General features: G+C 39.4%; 21 protein-coding genes, 4 tRNA genes and 1 other annotated feature. Of the genes, 23 read left to right on the top strand and 2 right to left on the bottom strand.

What is annotated here, in order from left to right; all coding sequences use genetic code 11:
• The first annotated feature begins 306 nt into the window (after window positions 1-306).
• The 11 genes from BA81_RS15715 (at window position 307) to BA81_RS15665 (ending at window position 8,442) form a co-directional block, all read left to right on the top strand.
• A tRNA-Lys gene (locus BA81_RS15715) sits at window positions 307-382 on the top strand.
• A gap of 6 nt (window positions 383-388) precedes the next feature.
• A tRNA-Glu gene (locus BA81_RS15710) sits at window positions 389-460 on the top strand.
• An 82-nt stretch (window positions 461-542) separates the two neighbouring features.
• Window positions 543-619, top strand: a tRNA-Asp gene (locus BA81_RS15705).
• Window positions 620-646: 27 nt separating this feature from the next.
• Window positions 647-719, top strand: a tRNA-Phe gene (locus tag BA81_RS15700).
• Window positions 720-1,066: 347 nt separating this feature from the next.
• The gene (yycF, locus tag BA81_RS15695; RefSeq protein WP_024424030.1) at window positions 1,067-1,774 is read left to right on the top strand and encodes a response regulator YycF; all 708 of its coding nucleotides are present in this window, start codon (window positions 1,067-1,069) and stop codon (window positions 1,772-1,774) included.
• Between the two features lie 7 nt (window positions 1,775-1,781).
• Window positions 1,782-3,620 carry a cell wall metabolism sensor histidine kinase WalK gene (walK, locus tag BA81_RS15690; protein WP_024424029.1) on the top strand — a complete coding sequence of 613 codons (1,839 nt, stop codon included), beginning with the start codon at window positions 1,782-1,784 and terminating at the stop codon, window positions 3,618-3,620.
• Window positions 3,610-4,989 carry a two-component system activity regulator YycH gene (yycH, locus tag BA81_RS15685; RefSeq protein WP_034283594.1) on the top strand — a complete coding sequence of 460 codons (1,380 nt, stop codon included), beginning with the start codon at window positions 3,610-3,612 and terminating at the stop codon, window positions 4,987-4,989. The genes walK and yycH overlap by 11 nt, the downstream gene beginning before the upstream one ends.
• A complete protein-coding gene (locus tag BA81_RS15680) occupies window positions 4,976-5,839 on the top strand; it encodes a two-component system regulatory protein YycI (RefSeq protein ID WP_034283591.1) in 864 nt (287 codons plus the stop codon). Before yycH ends, BA81_RS15680 begins: the two co-directional genes overlap by 14 nt.
• Window positions 5,840-5,845: 6 nt before the next feature.
• Complete coding sequence (locus BA81_RS15675) at window positions 5,846-6,640, top strand: MBL fold metallo-hydrolase (RefSeq protein ID WP_034283589.1); 795 nt, start codon at window positions 5,846-5,848, stop codon at window positions 6,638-6,640.
• Window positions 6,641-6,718: 78 nt separating this feature from the next.
• Window positions 6,719-7,909 carry a S1C family serine protease gene (locus BA81_RS15670; RefSeq protein ID WP_377969777.1) on the top strand — a complete coding sequence of 397 codons (1,191 nt, stop codon included), beginning with the start codon at window positions 6,719-6,721 and terminating at the stop codon, window positions 7,907-7,909.
• A 68-nt stretch (window positions 7,910-7,977) separates the two neighbouring features.
• Window positions 7,978-8,442 (top strand): GNAT family N-acetyltransferase, encoded by a 465-nt coding sequence (locus BA81_RS15665; protein ID WP_034283585.1) that lies wholly within the window; start codon window positions 7,978-7,980, stop codon window positions 8,440-8,442.
• A 40-nt stretch (window positions 8,443-8,482) separates the two neighbouring features.
• Here the strand turns inward: BA81_RS15665 and BA81_RS15660 are convergent, their stop codons facing one another.
• Both BA81_RS15660 and BA81_RS15655 read right to left on the bottom strand, forming a co-directional pair.
• Window positions 8,483-9,367: an ABC transporter ATP-binding protein gene (locus BA81_RS15660; RefSeq protein WP_034283582.1), complete on the bottom strand. Its 885-nt coding sequence runs from the start codon at window positions 9,365-9,367 to the stop codon at window positions 8,483-8,485.
• Complete coding sequence (locus tag BA81_RS15655; RefSeq protein WP_034283580.1) at window positions 9,368-10,057, bottom strand: ABC transporter permease; 690 nt, start codon at window positions 10,055-10,057, stop codon at window positions 9,368-9,370.
• 192 nt (window positions 10,058-10,249) lie between these two features.
• Window positions 10,250-10,520: a binding site (T-box leader), on the top strand.
• A gap of 112 nt (window positions 10,521-10,632) precedes the next feature.
• Between BA81_RS15655 and BA81_RS15650 the strand changes: the two genes are divergently transcribed.
• The 12 genes from BA81_RS15650 (at window position 10,633) to BA81_RS15600 (ending at window position 23,117) form a co-directional block, all read left to right on the top strand.
• Window positions 10,633-11,493, top strand: coding sequence for an SAM hydrolase/SAM-dependent halogenase family protein (locus BA81_RS15650; protein WP_024427616.1), 861 nt, complete (start codon window positions 10,633-10,635; stop codon window positions 11,491-11,493).
• Between the two features lie 14 nt (window positions 11,494-11,507).
• The gene (locus BA81_RS15645) at window positions 11,508-12,065 is read left to right on the top strand and encodes an ECF-type riboflavin transporter substrate-binding protein (protein ID WP_024424020.1); all 558 of its coding nucleotides are present in this window, start codon (window positions 11,508-11,510) and stop codon (window positions 12,063-12,065) included.
• Between the two features lie 19 nt (window positions 12,066-12,084).
• Window positions 12,085-13,800 (top strand): ABC transporter ATP-binding protein, encoded by a 1,716-nt coding sequence (locus BA81_RS15640; protein WP_034283578.1) that lies wholly within the window; start codon window positions 12,085-12,087, stop codon window positions 13,798-13,800.
• The gene (locus BA81_RS15635) at window positions 13,791-14,621 is read left to right on the top strand and encodes an energy-coupling factor transporter transmembrane component T family protein (RefSeq protein ID WP_034283577.1); all 831 of its coding nucleotides are present in this window, start codon (window positions 13,791-13,793) and stop codon (window positions 14,619-14,621) included. The genes BA81_RS15640 and BA81_RS15635 overlap by 10 nt, the downstream gene beginning before the upstream one ends.
• A gap of 162 nt (window positions 14,622-14,783) precedes the next feature.
• Window positions 14,784-14,954 carry a CxxH/CxxC protein gene (locus BA81_RS19415; protein ID WP_080701239.1) on the top strand — a complete coding sequence of 57 codons (171 nt, stop codon included), beginning with the start codon at window positions 14,784-14,786 and terminating at the stop codon, window positions 14,952-14,954.
• An 80-nt stretch (window positions 14,955-15,034) separates the two neighbouring features.
• The gene (gene rlmH, locus BA81_RS15630) at window positions 15,035-15,514 is read left to right on the top strand and encodes a 23S rRNA (pseudouridine(1915)-N(3))-methyltransferase RlmH (RefSeq protein ID WP_034283574.1); all 480 of its coding nucleotides are present in this window, start codon (window positions 15,035-15,037) and stop codon (window positions 15,512-15,514) included.
• 90 nt (window positions 15,515-15,604) lie between these two features.
• Complete coding sequence (locus tag BA81_RS15625; protein ID WP_034283571.1) at window positions 15,605-16,807, top strand: hypothetical protein; 1,203 nt, start codon at window positions 15,605-15,607, stop codon at window positions 16,805-16,807.
• 261 nt (window positions 16,808-17,068) lie between these two features.
• Window positions 17,069-18,319 (top strand): ABC-three component system protein, encoded by a 1,251-nt coding sequence (locus BA81_RS15620; RefSeq protein WP_051627369.1) that lies wholly within the window; start codon window positions 17,069-17,071, stop codon window positions 18,317-18,319.
• The gene (locus BA81_RS15615; protein WP_034283570.1) at window positions 18,309-18,815 is read left to right on the top strand and encodes an ABC-three component system middle component 4; all 507 of its coding nucleotides are present in this window, start codon (window positions 18,309-18,311) and stop codon (window positions 18,813-18,815) included. The genes BA81_RS15620 and BA81_RS15615 overlap by 11 nt, the downstream gene beginning before the upstream one ends.
• Before the next feature lies 1 nt (window position 18,816).
• The gene (locus BA81_RS15610; protein ID WP_034283567.1) at window positions 18,817-20,790 is read left to right on the top strand and encodes an AAA family ATPase; all 1,974 of its coding nucleotides are present in this window, start codon (window positions 18,817-18,819) and stop codon (window positions 20,788-20,790) included.
• A gap of 716 nt (window positions 20,791-21,506) precedes the next feature.
• On the top strand, window positions 21,507-21,809 hold the full coding sequence (locus tag BA81_RS15605) for an ArsR/SmtB family transcription factor (protein ID WP_025093701.1): 303 nt from the start codon (window positions 21,507-21,509) through the stop codon (window positions 21,807-21,809).
• A gap of 141 nt (window positions 21,810-21,950) precedes the next feature.
• Entirely contained in the window at window positions 21,951-23,117 is a 1,167-nt protein-coding gene (locus BA81_RS15600; protein WP_034283565.1) for an MFS transporter, read from the top strand.
• Window positions 23,118-23,160 lie beyond the last annotated feature (43 nt).

Below are 23,160 nucleotides of genomic sequence, written 5' to 3'. Positions count from 1 at the left end.
TTCATGTATAGCCATTTTTGAGCGGCCTGAAACGTGTCTATGTGTTTGAGTAGGCAGAAGACATCCGAAAAGGCCTATCTAATGAAGGCGGTTGCAGAAGTGGGAGCTTTGATAGAAGATATTTAAATCCGACACTTTTTTTAAAAAATGTCGAAAAACGTATTGCCATATGTATTTACTCTATGATATTATAAATCTCGTTGTTGCAAAGGTCTCTGAAACTTGTTAGGATGCGATGTTCCAGCTTTTTTAAAGCGATTGGTTTGGCGCAATACAGCTTCTTCAGATTCACTTTTCACAAGCCGAGAGCCATTAGCTCAGTTGGTAGAGCATCTGACTTTTAATCAGAGGGTCGAAGGTTCGAGTCCTTCATGGCTCACCATGTATTGGCCCGTTGGTCAAGCGGTTAAGACACCGCCCTTTCACGGCGGTAACACGGGTTCGAATCCCGTACGGGTCATTGATTTACTTTAGCGTTAAGCTAATTTTTTCCTCACTTGCTTGAAGGAGCACCACGATTGCTTTTTCGGGCAAGTTACTGAGGTCCGGTAGTTCAGTTGGTTAGAATGCCTGCCTGTCACGCAGGAGGTCGCGGGTTCGAGTCCCGTCCGGACCGCCATTTATACATATTCATCTTTTTGATGATGGCTCGGTAGCTCAGTTGGTAGAGCAACGGACTGAAAATCCGTGTGTCGGCGGTTCGATTCCGTCCCGAGCCACTTCCAAACGCATCTGCAATCGCAGGTGCGTTTTTATTATGAAAAGAAGGCATAAAAAGGGAGAAGCCGGACCTAGGTAGGGCCCGGCTCCATAAGAAGAAGACGTTACATCTATATAGACGGCTGGTGATTGGAAAAGTTTCAATAAAAAAGGAAAAAGTCATCAATTTTTTCGAGCGGCGCCTTCCTATCCAACGTTTACTAGAAAAGAAAGCCGTTATTATTTTTATCTTTGCCTCGTAAAACGTTATAATAGACAGTGAGCCTTTTTTTCATAAATGGAAAAGGTGTAATGATACATGCAAAATGGAATGACATAGATGCTAAAAATGCAGGAGGAAATCACAATGGAAAAAAAGATTCTTGTCGTAGATGATGAAAAACCGATTGCTGATATATTGGAATTTAATTTAAGGAAAGAGGGCTATGAGGTTCATTGTGCATATGATGGAAACGAAGCCCTTGAAATGGTAGAAGAAATCAAGCCGGACATTATTCTGCTCGACATTATGCTGCCGAATAAAGATGGTGTTGAAGTATGCCGTGAAGTGAGAAAGAAATATGATATGCCGATTATCATGCTGACAGCAAAAGACTCTGAAATTGATAAAGTCATCGGCCTTGAGCTTGGCGCAGATGATTATGTGACAAAGCCTTTCAGCACACGTGAGCTGCTTGCCCGCGTGAAAGCGAATTTGAGAAGACAAACCGCTGCTCCGCAGACGGAGGAAGAATCTGAATCAAATGATATTGAGGTTGGATCACTTGTTATTTATCCAGATGCGTATGTGGTGTCTAAGCGCGAGGAAACGATTGAATTGACGCACCGTGAGTTCGAACTGCTTCATTATTTAGCGAAACATATCGGACAAGTCATGACACGTGAGCACTTGCTGCAAACCGTATGGGGCTATGATTACTTCGGAGATGTCCGTACAGTAGACGTCACAGTCCGCCGTCTTCGTGAAAAGATTGAAGACAATCCTAGCCACCCGAGCTGGATCGTGACAAGACGAGGCGTAGGCTACTATTTAAGAAACCCAGAGCAGGACTAAGATTCTTATGAGTAAAGTAGGTTTTTTTCGCTCGATTCACTTCAAATTGACCTTGATTTACGTGCTGCTGATCATCGTCGCCATGCAGATCATTGGCGTGTACTTTGTGAAGCAGCTAGAGCAGTCCTTAATTAATTCATATGATAATTCCTTGAATCAGCGAATCTACTCGTTATCGTATTACCTAGAACAAGATTCATCGAAAAGCAAAGCAGAATTAAAAGAGGATGCTCAAAAGATATTAAACGATTTTAACAACAAAGATGAGTCTAATGAAATCTCTGAAGTCAGCTATATTGACGAAAGCAGAGAGGTCATTGCTTCTGTAAATAACGGCAGCCAAGAGATTGCTGGCAAGAAAATCACTGATCAAATCATTAGCCGTATTTTTGCGGTCGGCAAAGACTATGAGAAAAAATTCTATGACCCTGAGTCAAATAAAAGGGTGCGTATTTCTGCGACAGCCGTAAAAAATGAGAACCAAGAGACCGTTGGTGTGATTTATGTTGTGTCTTCAATGGAAAGTGTGTTTAACCAAATGCGAACCATTAACACCATTTTAGCAACTGGGACACTGATTGCACTTGGGACGACTGCTCTACTGGGTATCTTCATCTTTAGAACGATCACTCATCCTATTTCAGATATGAGAAAGCAGGCGATTGAGCTTGCCAAAGGGAACTTCTCCAGAAAGGTCCGGAAGTATGGACATGACGAGATTGGCCAGCTTGCGACAACCTTTAACCATCTGACGAGAGAGCTGGAGGAAGCTCAGCTGATGACGGAGGGGGAGCGGAAAAAGCTTTCTTCTGTTATTGCCTATATGACGGACGGTGTCATCGCAACGAATCAAAACGGTGCAATTATTCTATTAAACAGCCCTGCATTAGAGCTGTTAAATGTTTCACGTGAAACAGCACTAGAGATGCCGATCACGTCTTTGCTTGGCTTAGAGGAAACTCATACATTTGAAGATTTAGTCGAAAATCAAGATTCTATGCTGATAGAAATTGAACGCGAAGACCAGCTGTCTGTATTGCGTGTGAATTTCTCCGTCATTCAGAAAGAGCATGGGAAAATTGATGGCTTAATTGCGGTCATTTATGACGTCACAGAGCAGGAGAAAATTGATGCTGAACGCCGTGAATTCGTCGCGAACGTATCGCATGAGCTGCGCACACCGCTGACGACGATGCGAAGCTACCTTGAGGCGCTGGCTGAAGGTGCGATTGGTGATAAAGAGCTTGCACCAAGATTCCTCAGTGTCACGCAAAATGAAACTGAGCGGATGATCCGGCTTGTCAATGACCTGCTGCAGCTGTCTAAGTTCGACAGCAAGGATTATCAATTCAACCGTGAGTGGACGAACTTTATCAGGTTTATCTCGCTCGTCATTGATCGTTTTGAAATGACGAAGGAGCAGCATGTCGATTTTATCCGCAACCTGCCGCAGCGTGAAGTATATGTGGAAATCGACCAAGATAAAATTACTCAGGTGCTCGATAATATCATTTCCAATGCCATGAAATACTCACCAGAGGGTGGACACATCACGTTTACCGTCGATTTGGATGAGGAGAAAGGCCTTGTGTTATTCAGCGTGAAAGATGAAGGAATCGGTATTCCGAAGAAGGATATGGATAAAATCTTTGAACGTTTTTATCGGGTGGATAAAGCAAGAACAAGAAAGCTTGGCGGAACCGGCCTCGGTCTTGCGATTGCAAAAGAAATGGTTCAGGCTCATGGCGGAGATATTTGGGCTGACAGCATTGAAGGAAAAGGGACAACGGTGACCTTTACCCTTCCGTACAATGAAGAACAAGAGGATGATTGGGATGAAGCGTGAGACCTTTAAAACCATAATATTGACAATCCTAATTGCGATCAGTCTTGTATTTACGTGGAATATCTGGATGTTCCAGCCCGTCATGCAGGATCAGGCAGATACCGGCACACAGGTCGTGGAAACGAAGAAGATTTCAAGCGACGAGCCTAGAAGTCTCATTGATGTCGTGAAGCCGCGCGAGATGTTCATCCATTCAAATGGGGAGCATTTTAAAGTGGATCAAAAGGAACTCTTTCAAAACTTTTGGAATGATGTGAGCCTTTGGGATGTCAAAGAGATTAACGATGTGTCAGATCAATATTCCGAGCAGAAATTTAAGAATTTCTTCTATGGACGCGAAGGACAAGGGAAGACTTTGGATCTTGTCTTCAATGATCCGATTCCGATTGATATTTTCCAAGCGCTCTTTAAATGGCCGAACAAGTCCATTGAATACAACTCGTTTGATCGGATGATCGTGCCGTTCGCCCAGCAGGATAAGGCCAATAAGAAAGTGTATTTGGTCTCATACAGCAAGGAGACGGTGCTTGAGCTGACAATTGAGTCCGCCAACTACCGTAATCTAATGAACAGTATCGCAGCCGCTCAAAACGAGATGCCGCGCTATGATCTTTATACATTCTCAACGAATTCTAAACGAGATTTCCTTCTTCCGAGAAAGCAAAAGCAGCTTGAAGCGAAGATGTTCTTTATCGAAACGATTAAGACAAACAAGTTCAAAGATGCTTTGTTTACGGACCCGAGCCTTGTCGGTGAGGAATCTAATTTAAACCGGACGGTGTACACAGATGGCACAAGCCGCCTTGAAGCCAATCAAAAAGACCACCGCATTCAATATCAGCATCGCAATATCAATTCCAGCACTGTTTTCCAAACGGGGGATTTGATTAAGCGAAGCGTGAAATATTTCAATGATACGGGAAGCTTTACTGATGACTATCAATATTTTGGCATCAACAGCAACCAGCAGCTGTCCTTTAATATGTTTATGGACGGTCTGCCGATCGTGAACAGTACAAAGCATCCATTTGGGATGACCTCTCTTGAAGTACAATGGGCGAATGATGACATTTTGAATTACAAGCGCCCAAACTATATTCTTGGCAATAAAGCGAGTCAAAGTGAACAGGTCAAGCTGATGAACGGGACAGAGCTGAAGGACTTGATCATCAAGCAGACGAAATATGATGATCTGGAGAAAATTGAACAGATTTTCCCTGCATATCAAGCTGCTTCAACTGCTTCAGATCAAGATCAAGCAATGTTTGTCTGGCTGGAGCCTGTATGGTGCATGAAATATAACGGCAAAACCGTGATTCTATCGAATGATCTTTTGACAGAGGGGAGCGAGAATCATGGAGTGGAATAAGACCAAAACGATCTTTATCCTAGCCTTTCTCATTCTCGATATCTTTCTAGGTTTTCAATACTTTGAAAAACGGTCAACCGATCATTTTGCGATTATCGAAAAAACGGATACGCTGGAAGAAATGAAGGCAGACGGGATCAAATATGGCAATCTATCAGATGAAGCGAAGATTGGATACCGCATTACAGCTGAAAAGAAGCAATATACGAAAAAGGATGTCGACGGATTAGCTGATCAAAAGGCGAAAAGCACATTCCCGAAAACAGACAAAGATGATCCTGTCACGCTGCTTGAAATGACCTTCAACAAGCCAGTTGCCTTGCCGAAAAAGGATATCAAAACAGCGGCGACGAACCTTGTGAACCAGCGTTTGCTGGATGGGAAGAATTATAAGCTGTGGAGTATAGATGAAGAGACAGGGAAAATCGTCTTTTTCCAAACGTATAAAGGGAAATACATCTTCCAAGAAGGCCTTGATGACACCGAAACCATCGGGCAAATCACCTTAAATCTCAACGATCAAAACGAAATCGTCTCATATCAGCAATCAATGGTGACATCGATTAATGAAGTGAGAAAAGAAACCCTTGTCCCGGCACTTGAAACAGTGAAGGACTTATATACGCAAAATATGCTGAGCCAAAACACGACCGTGAAAAAGGTAGAGCTTGGCTACTATACGCAATACCCGGGGGCAAGCACGCAAGTCATGGTACCTGTATGGCGGGTGGAGCTTGAAGGCGTATCAGCAGGTTCAAAGAAAAAGACAGAAGAAGAATATTTGATCAATGCCATTGATGGCTCAACACTTGATCATATAGAGAAAGATGACAAATCTTCAATGGAGTGAGAGAACATGAGCTTGCAGTTCAGTGTACTAGCGAGCGGAAGTACGGGGAACGCTTTTTATTTAGAAACAGACGAGCATGCCTTTTTGGTGGATGCTGGTTTAAGCGGCAAACAGATGGTCGAGCTGCTTAGCCAAATCGACCGCAAGCCTGAGGACTTGGACGGCATTTTTGTGACACATGAGCACTCCGATCATATTAAAGGGCTTGGTGTCATGGCAAGAAAGTACAAGCTTCCTGTCTATGCAAATGCGAAAACATGGAAGGCAATGGAGTCTCATATCGGAAAGATTGACACAGAGCAGAAATTCCATTTTGATATGGAGACCGTTCAATCCTTTGGCGGCCTTGATGTCGAGTCATTTGGCGTCTCACACGATGCGGCAGAGCCTATGTTTTACGTGTTCCATTATGGAGGGCGCAAACTTGCCCTCATGACAGATACAGGCTATGTGAGTGACCGCATGAAAGGCATTATTAAGTCAGCCAATACGTTTGTGTTTGAGAGCAATCATGATGTCGGGATGCTGCAAATGGGCCGCTACCCATGGAGCATTAAGCGCAGAATTCTGAGTGATGTCGGACATGTATCAAATGAAGATGCTGCTCTCGCGATGACAGATGTCATTGGAGATGCCACCTCACGCATTTACTTGGCTCACTTGAGTCAAGACAACAACATGAAGGATTTAGCCCGTATGGCGGTCCAGCAGACGCTTGAAATGAAGGGCTTTGTTGTGGGGGACGGCTTTGATTTATTTGATACGGACCCGAAAAAAGCAACCCCGCTTTGCGCCGTATGATTTTTACAATCGTATGATTAAGATAAGAGCTTCTTACCAACACTATATACATCATCTATTCACTGAAAGGAAGGAAACATAGTGGATTATCGCGATGTAGAGTGGAAGCCGAGACGAAGCAGAAAAGGATATTTTCTTTCTGGTTTGATCGGTGTATTGGTAGGAGCTTTTTTAATGGGATTCTTTTTCCCCTATGTATCTGGACAGAGCGGCAGTCCCTTTGGATGGCAGCAGAACGGTGATGGACAAACATCTCAGGGCCCTTTAAAAACTGTGAATGTAAACGTCAATGATGCAGTCACGAAAGTGGTGTCTAATATGTCAGATACGGTGGTCGGCGTCATTAATATCCAAAAGTCGAGCTTTTGGGAGGAAGGCGGAGAAGCAGGCAGCGGGTCAGGTGTGATCTATAAAAAAAAGGGTGACACGTTTTATATTGTCACAAACCATCACGTCATCAAAGGCGCCAACCAGCTTGAAGTGAGCCTTCATGATGGGACAAGAATTAGTGCCAATCTTGTTGGCAGCGATCAGCTCATGGATTTAGCAGTTCTCACTGTCAAAAGTGATAAAATCAAGAAAACGGCAGCCTTCGGTAACTCAGATCATGTGAAGCCAGGTGAGCCAGTCATCGCCATTGGAAATCCATTAGGGCTTGAATTCGCAGGCTCTGTCACACAAGGAGTCATTTCAGGCACAGAGCGTGCGATCCCTGTTGACTCAAATGGAGACGGACAGACGGATTGGAATGCAGAGGTACTGCAAACAGATGCCGCCATCAATCCTGGAAACAGCGGTGGTGCCTTGATCAATATGGACGGAAAGGTGATCGGCATCAACTCAATGAAGATTGCTGAATCAGAGGTAGAAGGAATCGGGCTGTCCATTCCAGCGAATCTAGTCATTCCTGTCATAGAGGATTTAGAGCGCTACGGAGAGGTAAAGCGTCCGTATCTTGGCGTCGGCATGAAATCATTAGCGGATATTGCGAGCTATCACTGGCAGGAAACGTTGAAACTGCCATCTAAGGTTACATCTGGGGTCGTTGTCATGAGTGTTGAGCCGTTGTCTCCCGCAGGAAAAGCGGGATTAAAAGAGCTGGATGTCGTGACCTCCTTTGATGGCAAGAGTGTACAGAATATCGTAGATCTTCGTAAGTATTTATATCAAAAGAAGGTCGGCGACAAGGTAAAGGTGCAGTTTTATCGAAGCGGAAAGAAAAAATCAGCAGAGATCAAACTTTCTCAAACCGACCGATATGGCGGCTAACCAGTTCCAACTAGGAACTGGTTTTTTTGGCATGACTGACATATGATGAAGGAAAGGGGGCGGTACGATTGGTTACACTACAACGGATGTCACAAACTGATTACGATGTATTGATGGAGAAAGCCATTCAGCGGTACGCGGAAGAAAAGGTACTCGCAGGGACATGGGAAAAGGAAGAATCACTTGCGAACGCAGAAGAACAATTTGACAGACTGCTTCCAGAAGGACTTCAGACGGAGCATCATGAGCTGTGGAATTTTTTAAACGGAGATGAAGCGATTGGCTGGGTTTGGCTTTGCTATGACCCGAATCACCCGCAGCACGAAGGGTTTATTTATAACTTTATTTTGTTTGAAGCTTATCGAGGAAAAGGCTTTGCAAAGCAGGCCATTGCTGCATTAGAGGAGCAGGCAAAGTCATTAGGTGTGCAAAAGCTCTCGCTCCATGTCTTTGCTCACAATCAAATCGCCCGTTCGCTGTACGAGAAAACGGGATTTGCAGAAACCGGTATCTATATGAGTAAACCTTTATAAAAAAAGAAGAAGTACCGTGCAGAAAGCGTACGGTACTTTTTTATGAGGACAGCATGGCATCCTGAGCCGTGACCCTGTATAAATCGACTTTGCACTTCACAAAAGCGCGAATGATCGCTGGAACTTGAGCTTCTGAACGAATTAACAATGAGGTCTCGTCATCACTGATCACAAGATCTGTTCCGACAGTTTGCAGGTACTGCGTGAGAACAGGTTTCACCTCATCATCAATCCATGCATGCTTGAAGGTTGCACGTATGTTTGAGGATGTGATGGTTTTTTCTTGAGGATGAGTAGTATGTGGGGACACTAATTTTCCTTCAGAAATGAACGCCGTTTTGGTACAAATACTATTGGTGAACCTTGGGCGGTCAGCTGTTAAAAAGACGGTTTTTCCTTCATCCTTTAATGTTTCAATGACCCGCTGGATGTGCAAGATCGAATCTGCATCAATATCGGCAAAAGGTTCGTCGAGTAAAATAAATTCCGGCTGATGGGCGATGGCCTGCGCCATTCCGAGCCGTTTCTTCATACCAGGTGTGAAGGCACCGACCTTCTCCTGATGATCATGATGTAAACCGACAAATTCGAGTAATTCCTCATAATCACTTGTTTTCTGGCGTGTTCCGGTGACTTTTGATAAATAGGCAATATGCTCAAGAGCCGTAAGACCTTCATATAAATCCGTATATTCTGGCAGAACACCGATATGCTGTCTCACTTTTTTTAGCGAAGGCATATTCATCACTGTAAACGTACCAGAGGTAGGGCGGGAGATCCCGGTAATAATATTGAAAAACGTCGTCTTACCAGATCCCTTTGGTCCAATGAGGCCGAAGATATCGCCCTGATTGACATCAAGATTAATATGATCTATTGCGACTTTTGTACGGTATTTTTTTGTGAGCCCCTTTGTATGAAGCATCTACACATCCCTCCTTTGAAACAGCAGTGCAGTTCCAATGAGTAAGATAACGGTCAATGCCGTGTTCATTAGGACGTAGGTCAGCGGTTCACTCCAGCGCGCATAATAATAAGGCGTCATATATTGGAACCAATGAATCATTCGTTCTGAAGAAAGAACAGAAATCAAACTGACGATTGGGAAAAGAAAGGAAAATAACATGCCGACAAACATTGATTTCTGCGGTGTTGGAAAGAGCATGGACAAAAATAAAGCACATGAGATACCGACACTGATAAAGGTTAAGATTTTTAAGGCATCTGAGAACAGAAAACGGTGTGAAATCACCATATTCAGCACATATGTCGTCATAATACAGCTAAGCCAAAACAGCATCAGTCCTAGATATTTCCCGATGATAATGTTCAAACGGGTTGTTTTACTGACGAGAAAACGAATGGTTTTCAAATGAATTTCGCGGCTTAAAATATCATGAGACAACAAAAAAATAAGGAAGAAACCAAATAAAGACATCACCAGTTCATTCCCAATAGAATAAGGATCCTTTGCCAGTTCCCATTTTTCCTGATGAGCAGCGATAAACGGAAGACTTGAAACAAAAGTAGATAAAATGAAAATAATTACAATTGTTAAAATAGATTTTGTGCTTTTGAAGAGCTGCTTAAACTCATTCATACAGATGGTCCACACACGCTGTACCTCCCTTCACCTTTATTATACCCCTAGAAAAGAAAGACACCATATCTTGCTCTTTAACATTTGTTTAAATTTCATAAAAAGAAGACTCTTCCAGCACCAGTTGACTCATTTTTAAAAATGTTCAGAAAAATATCTTGATTTATCAAAAAACATCATGTATGATAGCTTTAATTCAAGATAACTATACAGGCAATGACGAGAGAAAGTACAATCATCAATTTTTCCACAGAGAGCTTCGGCAGCTGAAAAGAAGCAAAAATAATGATTCGAAAAATGGTCTCTGAGCCTCGTGCTGAACATATCTATGATATTAGTAGGTGACGACGAGAGTTGGTACTCGTTATCAAAACCACAGTATATGAGCCAGATTGGAGCTTTGTACTTGTAGAGGCTGTTTAGCGCGAGCAAACAGTAAATAAAGGTGGTACCACGAGACAAATACCTCGTCCTTATGATTCAAAGATAAGGATGGGGTATTTTTTATTGTCCACTTTTTTTTCATACAATTGTTCAAATGTTCCACGTGAAACACCACATCCATTTTTTCAAATGAAAGGGAGATTGACATGAGTGAACATGCATTGGTTTTACAATCAGATTTCGGCATTGATGATGGAGCTGTCAGTGCAATGTACGGAGTGGCAAATACGGTCAGCAGCAGCATCCGCATTTTTGATTTAACACACAATATTCCGCAGTATGACATTTGGGAGGCCTCTTATCGCCTGCTTCAAACCGTCACATACTGGCCGGAAGAGACGGTATTCGTTTCTGTCGTTGACCCGGGCGTTGGATCCGAGAGAAAAAGTCTTGTCGTCAAAACGACAAGTTCACACTATATCATTACCCCAGATAACGGGACACTCACGCACGTCGCGCAGGATATTGGCATTGTGGAAGCCCGTTACTTAGATGAAACCATTAACCGGCTGCCAAAGTCGGGAAAATCACATACATTCCATGGGAGAGACATTTACGCTTATACAGGGGCGAGAATTGCATCAGGTGTGATTTCTTTTGAAGAGGTTGGGCCAAAGGCGAATATTGATGATATTATCCATCTTCCAGTCGTACAGGCTTATGCGGAAGAAGATGTGATCACAGGGACGATTGATATTTTAGATGTGAGATTCGGAAACCTATGGACAAACATTCATCACACGCTATTTGAACAGCTTTCAATTAATTATGGGGATGCAATAGAAGTTACCATTGCCAACGGGCCGAAAAATGTGTATAAAAATATCATGACCTATGGACGATCTTTTGCCGACTTAAAGGTAGGCGAACCACTCGTATATGTCAATTCACTCGACCATTTAGGCGTGGCGATCAATCAAGGGTCATTTGCAAAGGCTTATAACATCGGTACAGGCACAGGATGGCGCCTTTCGATTCGCAAAGCTCCGCGCATTATATACGAATAAGAGGAGGATACATCATGGCAGGAAAACAACTTTCAACGAAAACTGTCGTTGCCATTGGAATTGGCGCAGCCGTCTTTGTGATTTTAGGACGCTTCGTCTCCATTCCAACTGGAATTCCGAATACACAAATTGAAACCTCATACGCATTCCTTGCATTAATGGCCGTGCTATTTGGTCCTGTTGCAGGCGCACTGATTGGTTTTATTGGCCATCTCATTAAAGATGCGACCACATTTGGCCCTTGGTGGAGCTGGATTATTGTATCGGGTGTCGTTGGTTTATTGATCGGCTTTATTTCTAACCGTTTAAAAGTAGAAGAGGGAGACTTCGGCTGGAAGAAAATCACGCTCTTTAACGCCGTACAAGCAGGCGCACAGGCATTAGGCTGGTTTATCATTGCTCCTGTACTCGACATTGTGATCTATGCAGAACCTGCGAACAAAGTGTTTGTCCAAGGCATCGTGGCAGGGATTTCAAACATCATCACAGTTGGTGTCCTAGGGACCATCATCATTGCAGCTTATGCGAAAACGAGAAGCAAAAGCGGCAGCCTATCGAAAGAAACATCATGAAGCAAGGTGGAACACATAAATGAAGAAACCGATGATTCAATTCGAACATTTCGGATTCAAGTATCGCAGTCAGGCAGAACCAACATTAAAGGATATCAACCTGACGATCTATGAAGGAGAAAAAGTTCTCATCGCAGGCCCGTCTGGATCGGGAAAAAGCACACTAGCCCATTGTATCAATGGGCTAGTTCCTGCGTCTTATAAAGGTTCTATGGAAGGAAGTCTTCACATCGGCGGGAAAAATGCAGAGAAAGAGAACATTTTCTCCCTCTCCCAGCTTGTCGGAACGGTGCTTCAGGACCCTGATGGACAATTCATTGGGCTGACCGTTGGAGAGGATATCGCGTTCACGCTTGAAAATGATCAAGTCACACGCGAAGAAATGAAAACACGTGTCGAGGAAGCAGCTAGATTAACAGAGGTAGACGGCAAGCTGGCATCGTCCGTGCATGAGTTGTCAGGCGGGCAAAAACAACGTGTCGCCATTGCGGGTGTACTTGTCAATGATGTCGACATTTTGCTGTTTGATGAACCACTTGCAAGCCTTGACCCCGCAACAGGCAAAGAAGTCATCGACCTCATTGACCGGCTGCAAAAACAAACGAAAAAAACCATTGTGATGGTTGAGCACCGATTAGAGGACGTCCTCTTCCGTCATGTGGACCGCATCATCGTTGTCAATGAAGGAACGATTGCAGCGGATATGACACCAGATGAATTGCTCGCCTCAAATGTATTAGAAGCGGCGTATTTACGTGAGCCTTTATATGTGAAAGCGATGAAATATGCAGGTATTCCGGTTGAAGCAGGAGATCAGATCGCTAATTTACAGCATCTCACCTTAGACGATGAAGCAAAAGAGAAAATCGAGCAATGGATGGAAGCATCTGAGCCGTCAGTAGAGCAGATTGCAGCACAGGATTTACTAGAAGTGCGCGAGCTGAGCTTTGACTATCCAACAAGACCAAATACGCTGAGCAACATCTCTTTTACCGTCAAAAAAGGAGAAATGATCAGCATCGCTGGAGCCAATGGCGCAGGCAAGACGACATTGTCCAAGGTGCTCTGTGCATTTGAAAAGCCAACGAAAGGGTCCATTCTTTTAAATGGCGATGACATCACAGGAGACACGATCAAACAGCGCTCTGAACGAATTGGTGTCGTTATGCAAAACCCAAATCAAATGATTTCAAAACAAATGATCTTTGATGAAGTCGCACTTGGTCTCGTTTTAAGAGGCGTAAAAGAAGAAGAGATCAAGGAACGGGTGGAGCGGGTCCTGAAAGTGTGCGGACTGTATCCATTTCGGAACTGGCCGGTCTCAGCCCTCAGCTTTGGACAGAAAAAACGCGTCACCATTGCATCTATACTTGTACTAGAGCCAGAAATCCTCATCCTAGACGAACCAACCGCAGGACAGGACTTTAAACATTACACAGAGATGATGACGTTTTTAGACCAATTAAATCAGCAGGGTGTCACGATTTTCATGATCACCCATGATATGCATCTCATGCTCGAATACACAACAAGAACCATTGTCATTTCAGATGGAGAAAAAATCGCAGATGATAGACCAGCCAAAGTGTTGACAGATCAGCTGCTTGTCCAAAAGGCGAGCTTAAAGGAAACGTCGCTGTATGAACTGGCGCTGAAAGCAGATTGGCCGAATCCAAATGAACTCGTAGATCGCTTCATTGAGGTTGACAGAAAGGAACGAATGACATGGCTGTAGACATGCTGTCCTATATCGATCGCCCGTCGCCGATTCACCGGCTGACAGGTGCAACCAAACTCATTTGCTTTATCCTCTGGTCATCCGCAGCGATGCTCACGTATGATACAGGCGTTTTAGTCTTTATGTTAGCCGCCAGTATCGTGTTCTTTCAGATGTCGAACGTACGATTTCGTGATATTTCCTTCGTGATGATCGTCCTGGCGATTTTCCTAGTGATCAATAACATTGCCATTTACATCTTTGCGCCCCAGCAAGGTGTCGCCATCTACGGAGCGAAGCACGAGCTGTTTCATATTGCCGGCTGGTACAATGTCACACTTGAACAGCTTTTCTATCAGTTAAACATTACGCTGAAATACGTGACCGTGATGCCAGCAGCGCTTTTATTTATTGTGACAACAAATCCAAGTGAATTCGCCTCATCCCTCAGCCGAATTGGGGTCAGCTACCGGATTTCGTATGCTGTAGCGATTGCTCTTCGCTATATTCCTGATATTCAGCGGGATTTTCGCACTATCGCGATTTCTCAGCAAGCGAGAGGCATTGATTTATCGAAGAATGAAAAGCTGGGAAAACGGATTAAAAATGCGCTGTCGATTGTCATGCCGCTGATTTTCTCCAGCTTGGAGAGGATTGAAACGATCAGCAATGCGATGGAGCTGCGGGGGTTTGGAAAGCATAAAAAGCGGACATGGTTTACAGCGAAAGACTTTCAGAAAGCAGATTATGTGGCGTTATTGTTTGTTGGTGTGGTGCTGATCGTGTCGCTGGTGATTACATTTGTTAGAGGAACGAGATTTTATAATCCGTTTTTATAGAAAGAAGCCTTCACAGGAGTGGAGGCTTTTTTTGTTTGGTTTGTGGATAAAAGGTGTGGGAAATGGTAAAAGACTATTAACATGTGAATAAATCGGTTATATTGGACAATGAGCGAAACACTTGTGAATAACCAGAGAACCTATTGGAGGAATAAGAAACTTATGAACAAATCACTTTATGCTTGCGCAGAACATATAGAAACCGTACTAGACATGTACATAGATGATCACGAAACGCCGCCGGAATTCAGAAAAATCGAACATACACACAGTTTATCCACAGCCTGTGAATTGTGCGATGAACCTGCAATATATATAGTGGGGAACGAATGATCGGACACAAAATACACAAATTTTATCCACAATTGTTGATAACTTATATGAATAACTTGTTCTTAAGGTGGGGATGACCTGTGAATATATCAATTATCACAGTAGGAAAATTAAAAGAGAAATATTTAAAGCAAGGCATAGCCGAATACACAAAACGATTACAAGCCTATGCGAAAATCGAGATCATTGAGCTCGCGGATGAAAAAGCACCTGAGAATCTCAGCGATCAAGACATGAAAATCATCAAAGACAAAGAAGGCGAACGCATCCTAGGCAAAATCAACCCAGACGCCCACGTCATCGCCCTCGCCATCGAAGGAAAAATGAAAACTTCCGAAGAATTAGCCGATACAATAGATAAGCTGGCAACATACGGAAAAAGCAAAGTATGTTTCGTCATAGGCGGATCCCTTGGCTTAAGCGACGCTGTCATGCAGCGTGCGAATGAGAAACTGTCGTTTTCGAGGATGACGTTCCCGCATCAGTTGATGAGGCTGGTGTTGGTGGAACAGGTTTATCGTGCGTTTCGGATTGTGCGGGGGGAGCCGTATCACAAGTAATGTTGGAAAATAGAGTTTTCTATTGAAATAAATAGATTAAGAAGAATAAGAAGGAAGTAGAGAAATCATTGAAAAGGAGGAGTGTATAGATTGGAGTATGTTTGGGTAGAAAAAGACAAAAATATTAAAAATATAGTAAATGAAGAGATGAAGTTATATATCAAATGGAGTAAGAAACCTGACGAAGACTATACAAAGCTATCTAAGAATTATATGAACGCAGGTTATATTACTTTAAAGGAAATAATAGAAGGTCCACACAATAATATCAAATATGATATGTGGTTTTTACCTAGTATTTATATGATGCGGCAAGCGATAGAATTATTGATTAAGTCGGGAATAGCAATTAATGGAACTACTAAGAACGAATTACAGACAATATTTCTTGCTACAAAACATAATGTTAAAGAGTTGTATAAGATCTATAAAGATAGGTATGGAGTTGAAGGGCTAAACGAAGCTGAACAAACATGGTTAGAAAAATATTTAGATAGTATTGAATTAATAGATTCCAGTTCAGATCTTTTCAGATATCCATTTAAAGACGACTTCATGCAACAGTATGGCGATAAGGCATTAGATGTAGTTCAAATGGGGAACCGACTTATACATTGTTATAGTACCTTAAATAAAATGATTTATGGTGAGTGGTCTAATGGAGTTGAATTAGACGTTAAAAAAGAACCCCATTTTTTACAATTGGCAAATACACGAATAAACAATTGCTATTTATGGGACTCACCATGGAGTAATGGATTTCATAAGCAGATTACAGGATATAGTAAGGTCGCAACATTCTTATTTGAAAATTATAAAGAAACAAAAGACGAAGCATTATTTTATCCGATAGTATTCTTAATGAGAAACGCTATTGAGATAGGTTTAAAAAGATTACTTCATATGCAGATGAACCAAGGTGTTGATTTGTATATCGTTAAAAGTAAAAGGAACTCACATTTGTTATACAAAGACTTATGGAAGTCAATAAAACCTATGTTAATTCATTACTCTAAAGAAGATAATCAAAAGGAAGAAACACTTGAGCTAGCTGAGAGCTATATTAAATCAATAAGTCGTATAGATAAGCATGGAGATATGTTTAGGTATCCATGTTCATACAGTAATGAATACAAGTTTAATGATGTAGAGATTGATGTAGATAACTTTTATAGCTACATGTTAGGACTTTTTCATTTTATCGAGGGTTGTGATGCGTGTTTGGATAATATCAAAGACTATGAAATGGAAATGCGAAGCGAATGGGAATCAGAGATGAGAAGTTATATGTAATTAAAGCAAAAAATAATTTTAGTACTAAAGGCAAGTTCTAAAGAGCTTGTCTTTTTAATCGGCAGTTAAAAATTAATCATTACAGGTTCGTTATTTTGGTAAACCAAATCGTATGATGATGAATTAAAGGCACTCTTAAAAGTTTATAAAACAGTTCAATTTTAATAATGAAACTGTGAAAATTGAACTGTTTAAGTAATAGTTTCTTTATGGCTGATTAATGTTAAAATATGTATTGAGAATTATTTAGGGGGAATGAAATTGAAACCGCCGATTGAGTTTATTAAAGAAAATAATAAAGAAAATTTAATTATTTTTATTCACGGATTTACTAGTGATTCTGAGACATGGACAAACTCATCAAAATATAAGTTTCCTGAAATGCTTTTAGAAGAAGATTTCATAAATGAGAATTTTGATATAGCGTATTTTAATTACTTTACTAAGTTAATAGACTTTAAGAAAGCTAGGTTCACTTCAGGGTTAATAAGGACTATTTTTGCTAAGCCTTCAAATATTGCAAAAAATATTAGTATCAAAAGTTTAAGTGAGCACTTAAAGTCCTCAATAGAAATATATTGCGAAGAGTACAAAAATATAATATTAATCGCTCATAGCATGGGAGGGTTAATATCAAAAGCATTTATTCTTGATGATTTGAACGAAAATGAAAGTACAAAAGTAAAATTATTTCTATCACTTGCTGTACCACATAAAGGCTCAAATTGGGCTAATATAGGTGGGAAACTAGCTAGATCGAACCCACAAGTAATTGATCTAAAGCCATTAAGTGACTTTCTTGACAAGGTTAATGGAGATTGGATAGAAAATAAGGAGAGGATACCTAAAACAGTATATTATTTTGGACAATATGATGAGATTGTCGAAGAGCAAAATGCAGTTTCATATCAGGTGGGGAAAAAACTAAAGGTCGCTTGTAATAATGATCACTTTAATATATGTAAGCCTGAATCAAAAAACAGCATAGTATACAAGGGGATAAAAAAAGACCTCAGTACGTATGTGAAGGAAAAACACTTTTCTGAAGATATGAAACCAAAGACGTTTATTGATGATGGTAAATTAGATGATGAATTATTTGTATTGAAGTTATTAATAGCTGATGTTCATAATTCGCTAATTGATGACTCAAAGCAAACTTTCTTTAATGCGGAGTATATGATTAGGTCCATGATAAACAAAGGATATGACATCGAAGAATTAGATCAACTTTACAATAACTTAGAACGTTTATACCGAATATATTTTAATAAACTTGTAGATGGAGAAATAAAATCTAGTAATGAACTTTTAAATAAGATTTTAGAAAATATAATAGATAGAGACAAAGAGTTCTTAAAAACTGCAATCCCCCTAATAGATGCTAATAAAAAAACTGGGATGTTACAACAACTTGCAAACAGCCTAGATAAAGATATATGGTGGGCTAAAAGTCATTCCATAAAAAATATAGAGGATTTTAGAAAGGCTAGGGATCAAAATGAGAAATAATATACCAGTTATTATAACTGAAAATGACATCAATTTAAGATTGATTAGATTTTTAATAATAATAGAAATATTAGCGTACACAACAAGAGGGAAATTAATATTAAATTTAGATAAACTTACGATTTTTGATTTTTTAATTAAATATCCATTTCTACTAAAACGGGTATTAGCTGTTAAAAACAAGAATAGCTTGAAATTGTTAAACATTGAATCTGGCTCGGTTTCTAGCTTATTTCCTAATAAAATTACTCTACTTGATATTAAACCTGCTAAAGAACTAACTAAATTAATGATTGCATATAACATGATAGATGTTGTTCAAGAAAAAAATGAACTTTTTTATATCCTAACGGAAAAGGGAAAAACCATGGTTAATAGAACTGAAACGGATTACACAATGAGAATTAAGGAATTATGTAATGAGATGCTTATATTAAGATCAGTAAGTACAAGTGAACTCAAGAGAATTGTAAATCCTTTAGTAAAGGGGATATAAAATGGTTGTGAAATCACCAAAATTAATAATTAATAAGATGGTTTTAATAGGTAGGTCAAAATCGTATCATGTGAATTTTGAAAATGGGATTAATATTATCCATGGAGATTCAGACACTGGGAAATCAAGCATATTAAATCTAATCGATTATTTGTTAGGAAGCAAAAAAGTGTACATGTATGATGAGATTGAACAACAAGGAAAATATGCTTTGCTAGAAGTATCGTTAAGTAATAAAGTTTATACAATAAAGAGAGACATATTCAATCCAAAAGCGGATATAGAAGTCTTTTCTTCAAATATTGAAAATATCGAGAATGTATTCCCTCTAGAGTATTCTCCTAATTATGAAAAAGAAGGGGCAGCTGGTTATTTTTCTGATTTTTTATTATCTAGTTTAAATATACCCATCATTAAAGTTAAAAAATCCCCCTCTAAGGATAATTCTCCTATGGTAAGGTTAAGCTTTAGAGATATATTTAAGTATTGTTATTTTGATCAAGACGATGTTGGAAGTAGAGACTTATTGGATAGAAAAAATTATTCATTAATGGCTAAAAACAAAGAAACATTTAAATTTTTACATAATGTGCTAGATACACAAATCACAGAATTGCAAAATATGATAGGAGAAAAAGTTAGAGAAAAGAAAGAAATTGAAAATAAGTATGTGTCAGTTTCTGCGTTTTTACTTGAAACAAAACTTTCAACTGAGCGTTCGCTGCAAGCTGAAAAAGAAGAGTTAAATGAAAAGCTAATTTTTCTCGAAAAAGAAAAAAATAAAATAACTGACAAAATGAAGTCAAATAATGCTGAAATGGAGGAATTACGATCTATAGTACTTGAAATAGAGCAAAAAATAAATATTCTATTTTCAAAAAAATCTCACAAAGAGGCTCTGTTAGAGCAAAACCTCAGACTAAGAAAAGAGTATTACAATGATATAAATAAATTACAAACTGTTTTACAAGTTAAGGATAGTATGCCAATGCTAAATTATAAGGTAGTTGAATGTCCTTTGTGTGATTCTAAGATGGAAACATCAGAAATAAAAAAACATTTTATCGAGCACAATGAAGATGTTCTAAAAAAAGAAATCAATAGTATAAAAAACAGATCTAAAGACTTGAATAAAATTGTAGATGAGTTACGAGATGAACTATTTATAATCGAAGATGTAATAAGATCAAATAGAACTCAATTAGATAAAGCAAAGAGTATTCTAGACACTAAAGCCGAAACTTTTATTTCTCCTTATATAAGCCAGAGGGATATGGTGATTTCAGAATTATCGAGTTATAAAGAACAACTTGATAAGGTGAAATACTTTTTAAAGGTAAGGTCACAATTAAGTGAATTAAAACAAAAACAAGAGGTAATCAATAAGCAGATTAGTGAGTTGGATTCTAGATTAAAATCATTAAAAGAACAAACACCGTCTGTAGAAGAAACATTAAGTGATTTAGGGACATACTTAAAAGAGTTTTTAGAGTATATTCCAATAAAGAATGCCTATGGGATAAGTTTTAGTGAAAAAACATTTTTACCAATTGTTAGAGATAGAGAATATGTAGATTTAACTTCGGGAGGTCTAAGAACTTTAGTTTCTGTGGGTTATATTACAAGTATATTAAAGAATAGCTTGATTAACGAAACTAATTTTCCAAGCTTAATAATGCTTGATACTATTGGCAAATATCTAGGTAAAACAAAAAAATATAGTGAAGACGCTGATGGTGCCAAAGAAAGTAAAATAGAAGGGCTAGATGACCCGAAAAAGTATATCAGAATCTATGATTATCTACAAAAAATGTCAAATGGCTTTCTTGAAAAGGGGATTGAACATCAGATTATTTTAGTCGATAATGACTTTCCTGATGATCTTGAAAAAGATTTTGCTCAATATGTGGTTAAAAGATTTAGTACGGAAGATAAAGAAGGTTACGAAATAGGTTTTATAAACAATGCAAACTAACAAACCCAAAGGGTGAAAAGTAATCAGTCATGGAAACCATATTTTAACCCTTATGTACTGAAACAAGTGCTAGAAGGTGTTTACCTATCGCCTATGATAAAAGAATTATTGAAGAAAGAGGGAAAGAGTTATAAACAAGATTTTTTCATTTCCAAATATTAGAGTCCGTTTTGTGCTTGAAGCTAATAAAATGATTGAGGATATAGAAGATACAGTAATACAGCGCTGGTATGACGAATTAAGAGAGTATTAGGAAATCAGAAATTAAAATTTCGAGTAATGAACGTTCTGTTAATAAAGATGAAGTTATATATGCACTTAAAACGATAGTTAGTGATGATGAAAAAGGTACTGTTAGATCTTTAATAAAAGAAATACAAATGGAGGAGAACCAGAAGGATATCAAAAAGATTACCTTTTGGTTTTCTTCTGATAATGTTTTACCACCTAATAAAGTTCGCAGAACCGTATCATAAGTAAGTGAGGGATGAGAAGAATAAATTCATCTGTACAAGCCGCAAAAAAGTACTCTAACCCTTTCCCATCAAACATCTCCATTGCCAGCAGGAAAGAAGATATAGGGTTTTCCCCACCACTCCGCAAAAAAACACGATTAAGCCTAAAGCGGCGAGAAATTACCTAGGAAAACAGAAAGTTGTAAGGAATCTCAAACAACACATGTTGACATATCGTTATTTATCGATATAATGGGGTGTATGGAGCCAATAGAAGTTTTCAAAGCCTTATCCAATGAATCCAGATTGCAAATTTTACAATGGTTAAAGGAACCTGATCGTCATTTTACACCCCATGAAGGGATTGATATGAATACTACAGGGGTATGTGTTAGTCAAATAACAGATAAATTGAAAATGACGCAATCAACAGCATCTCAATACCTTTCAATTTTACTTCGAGCTGGATTAATTACGACAGAGCGTATAGGTAAATACACGTATTATAAAAGAGATGAAAATGCCATAAAAAAAATTGCTGAGATTCTAGAAAAAAATATTTAATAAATGAACTGAATTCATACATCAGAATTCAGTTTCATTCATTTATTAAATACAAATCGACTTATCGTAATATGTTTTTTTGTCCATACATATTAACAATTCTAGATATGTAAATGTATTATATATAAGGAGTGATCTACATTGTCAAACACTGTAAAGATTTACATTTTAGCTATTGTAAGTTTTTTAGTTGGTACATCAGAGTATATCATCTCTGGTATTTTGGATAATATTTCTGAATCATTAGGGATTACGATAGCTGCAGCTGGCCAGTTAATTACGATTTTTTCTCTTGTGTATGCCATCTTCACCCCAGTATTAATGGCTTTAACATCGGGAATGAATAAACGCAAGTTAATGTTATTTTCACTTAGCGTTTTTATTCTAGGTAATATTCTGGCATTCGTCCTCCCTGGGTATCAATTATTTATTGTGTCAAGAATTATTATGGCTCTTGGAGCGGGGATGGTCGTAGTTACTGCATTAACAATTGCTGAAAAAATTGCACCAAAAGGTAAGCAAGGTACCGCTATTGCTACAGTAGTAATGGGATTTACAGCATCATTGATCATTGGAGTCCCACTGGGGAGAATGACTAGTGATTTCTTTGGTTGGAAAGCTGTATTTGGAGGAATAGCCTTACTCGGATTATTAGCCATGGTGATAATTTCTCTTACGATTCCAAAAATCCAAGGGGATAAACCCGTACCTTTAATTCAACAACTCGCTCTTTTTAAAAAACCAAAAGTAGTGTTGGGATTAGCCATCACCTTTTTCTGGCTTGGTGGTTATTCAATTGCCTATACCTACCTATCCCCTTACCTTTTAAATATATCAGGTGTAAGCAGCAAATTGCTGAGTGGAGTTCTCCTCGTATTCGGGATTGCTAGTCTAGTTGGGTCAAAGTTTGGTGGATTTAGTACCGATCGATGGGGTGTGAATTTTACGCTGATTAGTGGAATGACATTACATGTCATCATGCTCATATTGCTCTCACTAGTTACGCATTCTTATGTTGGAGTATTGCTCATTTTAATATTATGGTCATTTGCTGCATGGTCTTCTGGCCCGACTCAACAATACCACTTAGCTACAATAGAGCCAGAGTCATCAGGTATACTATTAGGTCTCAATCAGTCAATGATGCAATTGGCGATGGCCGCAGGTGCAGCTATTGGAGGTATCTTTGTAGAGAGGGTTTCTCTATCTTCCGTTACTTGGGCAGGTGCTTTAGGCGTTGCAATCGCGATCATTGTAACAATATTGGCTTCGCGTGCTACTTCGAGTAATGAAATTCGATATACTTAAACAGTAGAACGATGGGAAAAAACGTGATTCAATTTAAAAAATA

The sequence above is a fragment of the Bacillus safensis FO-36b genome (assembly GCF_000691165.1).
Lineage (GTDB): Bacteria > Bacillota > Bacilli > Bacillales > Bacillaceae > Bacillus > Bacillus safensis.
The sequence above is the reverse complement of the archived record's forward strand: the minus strand, read 5'-3'. Positions and strand labels throughout refer to the sequence as shown.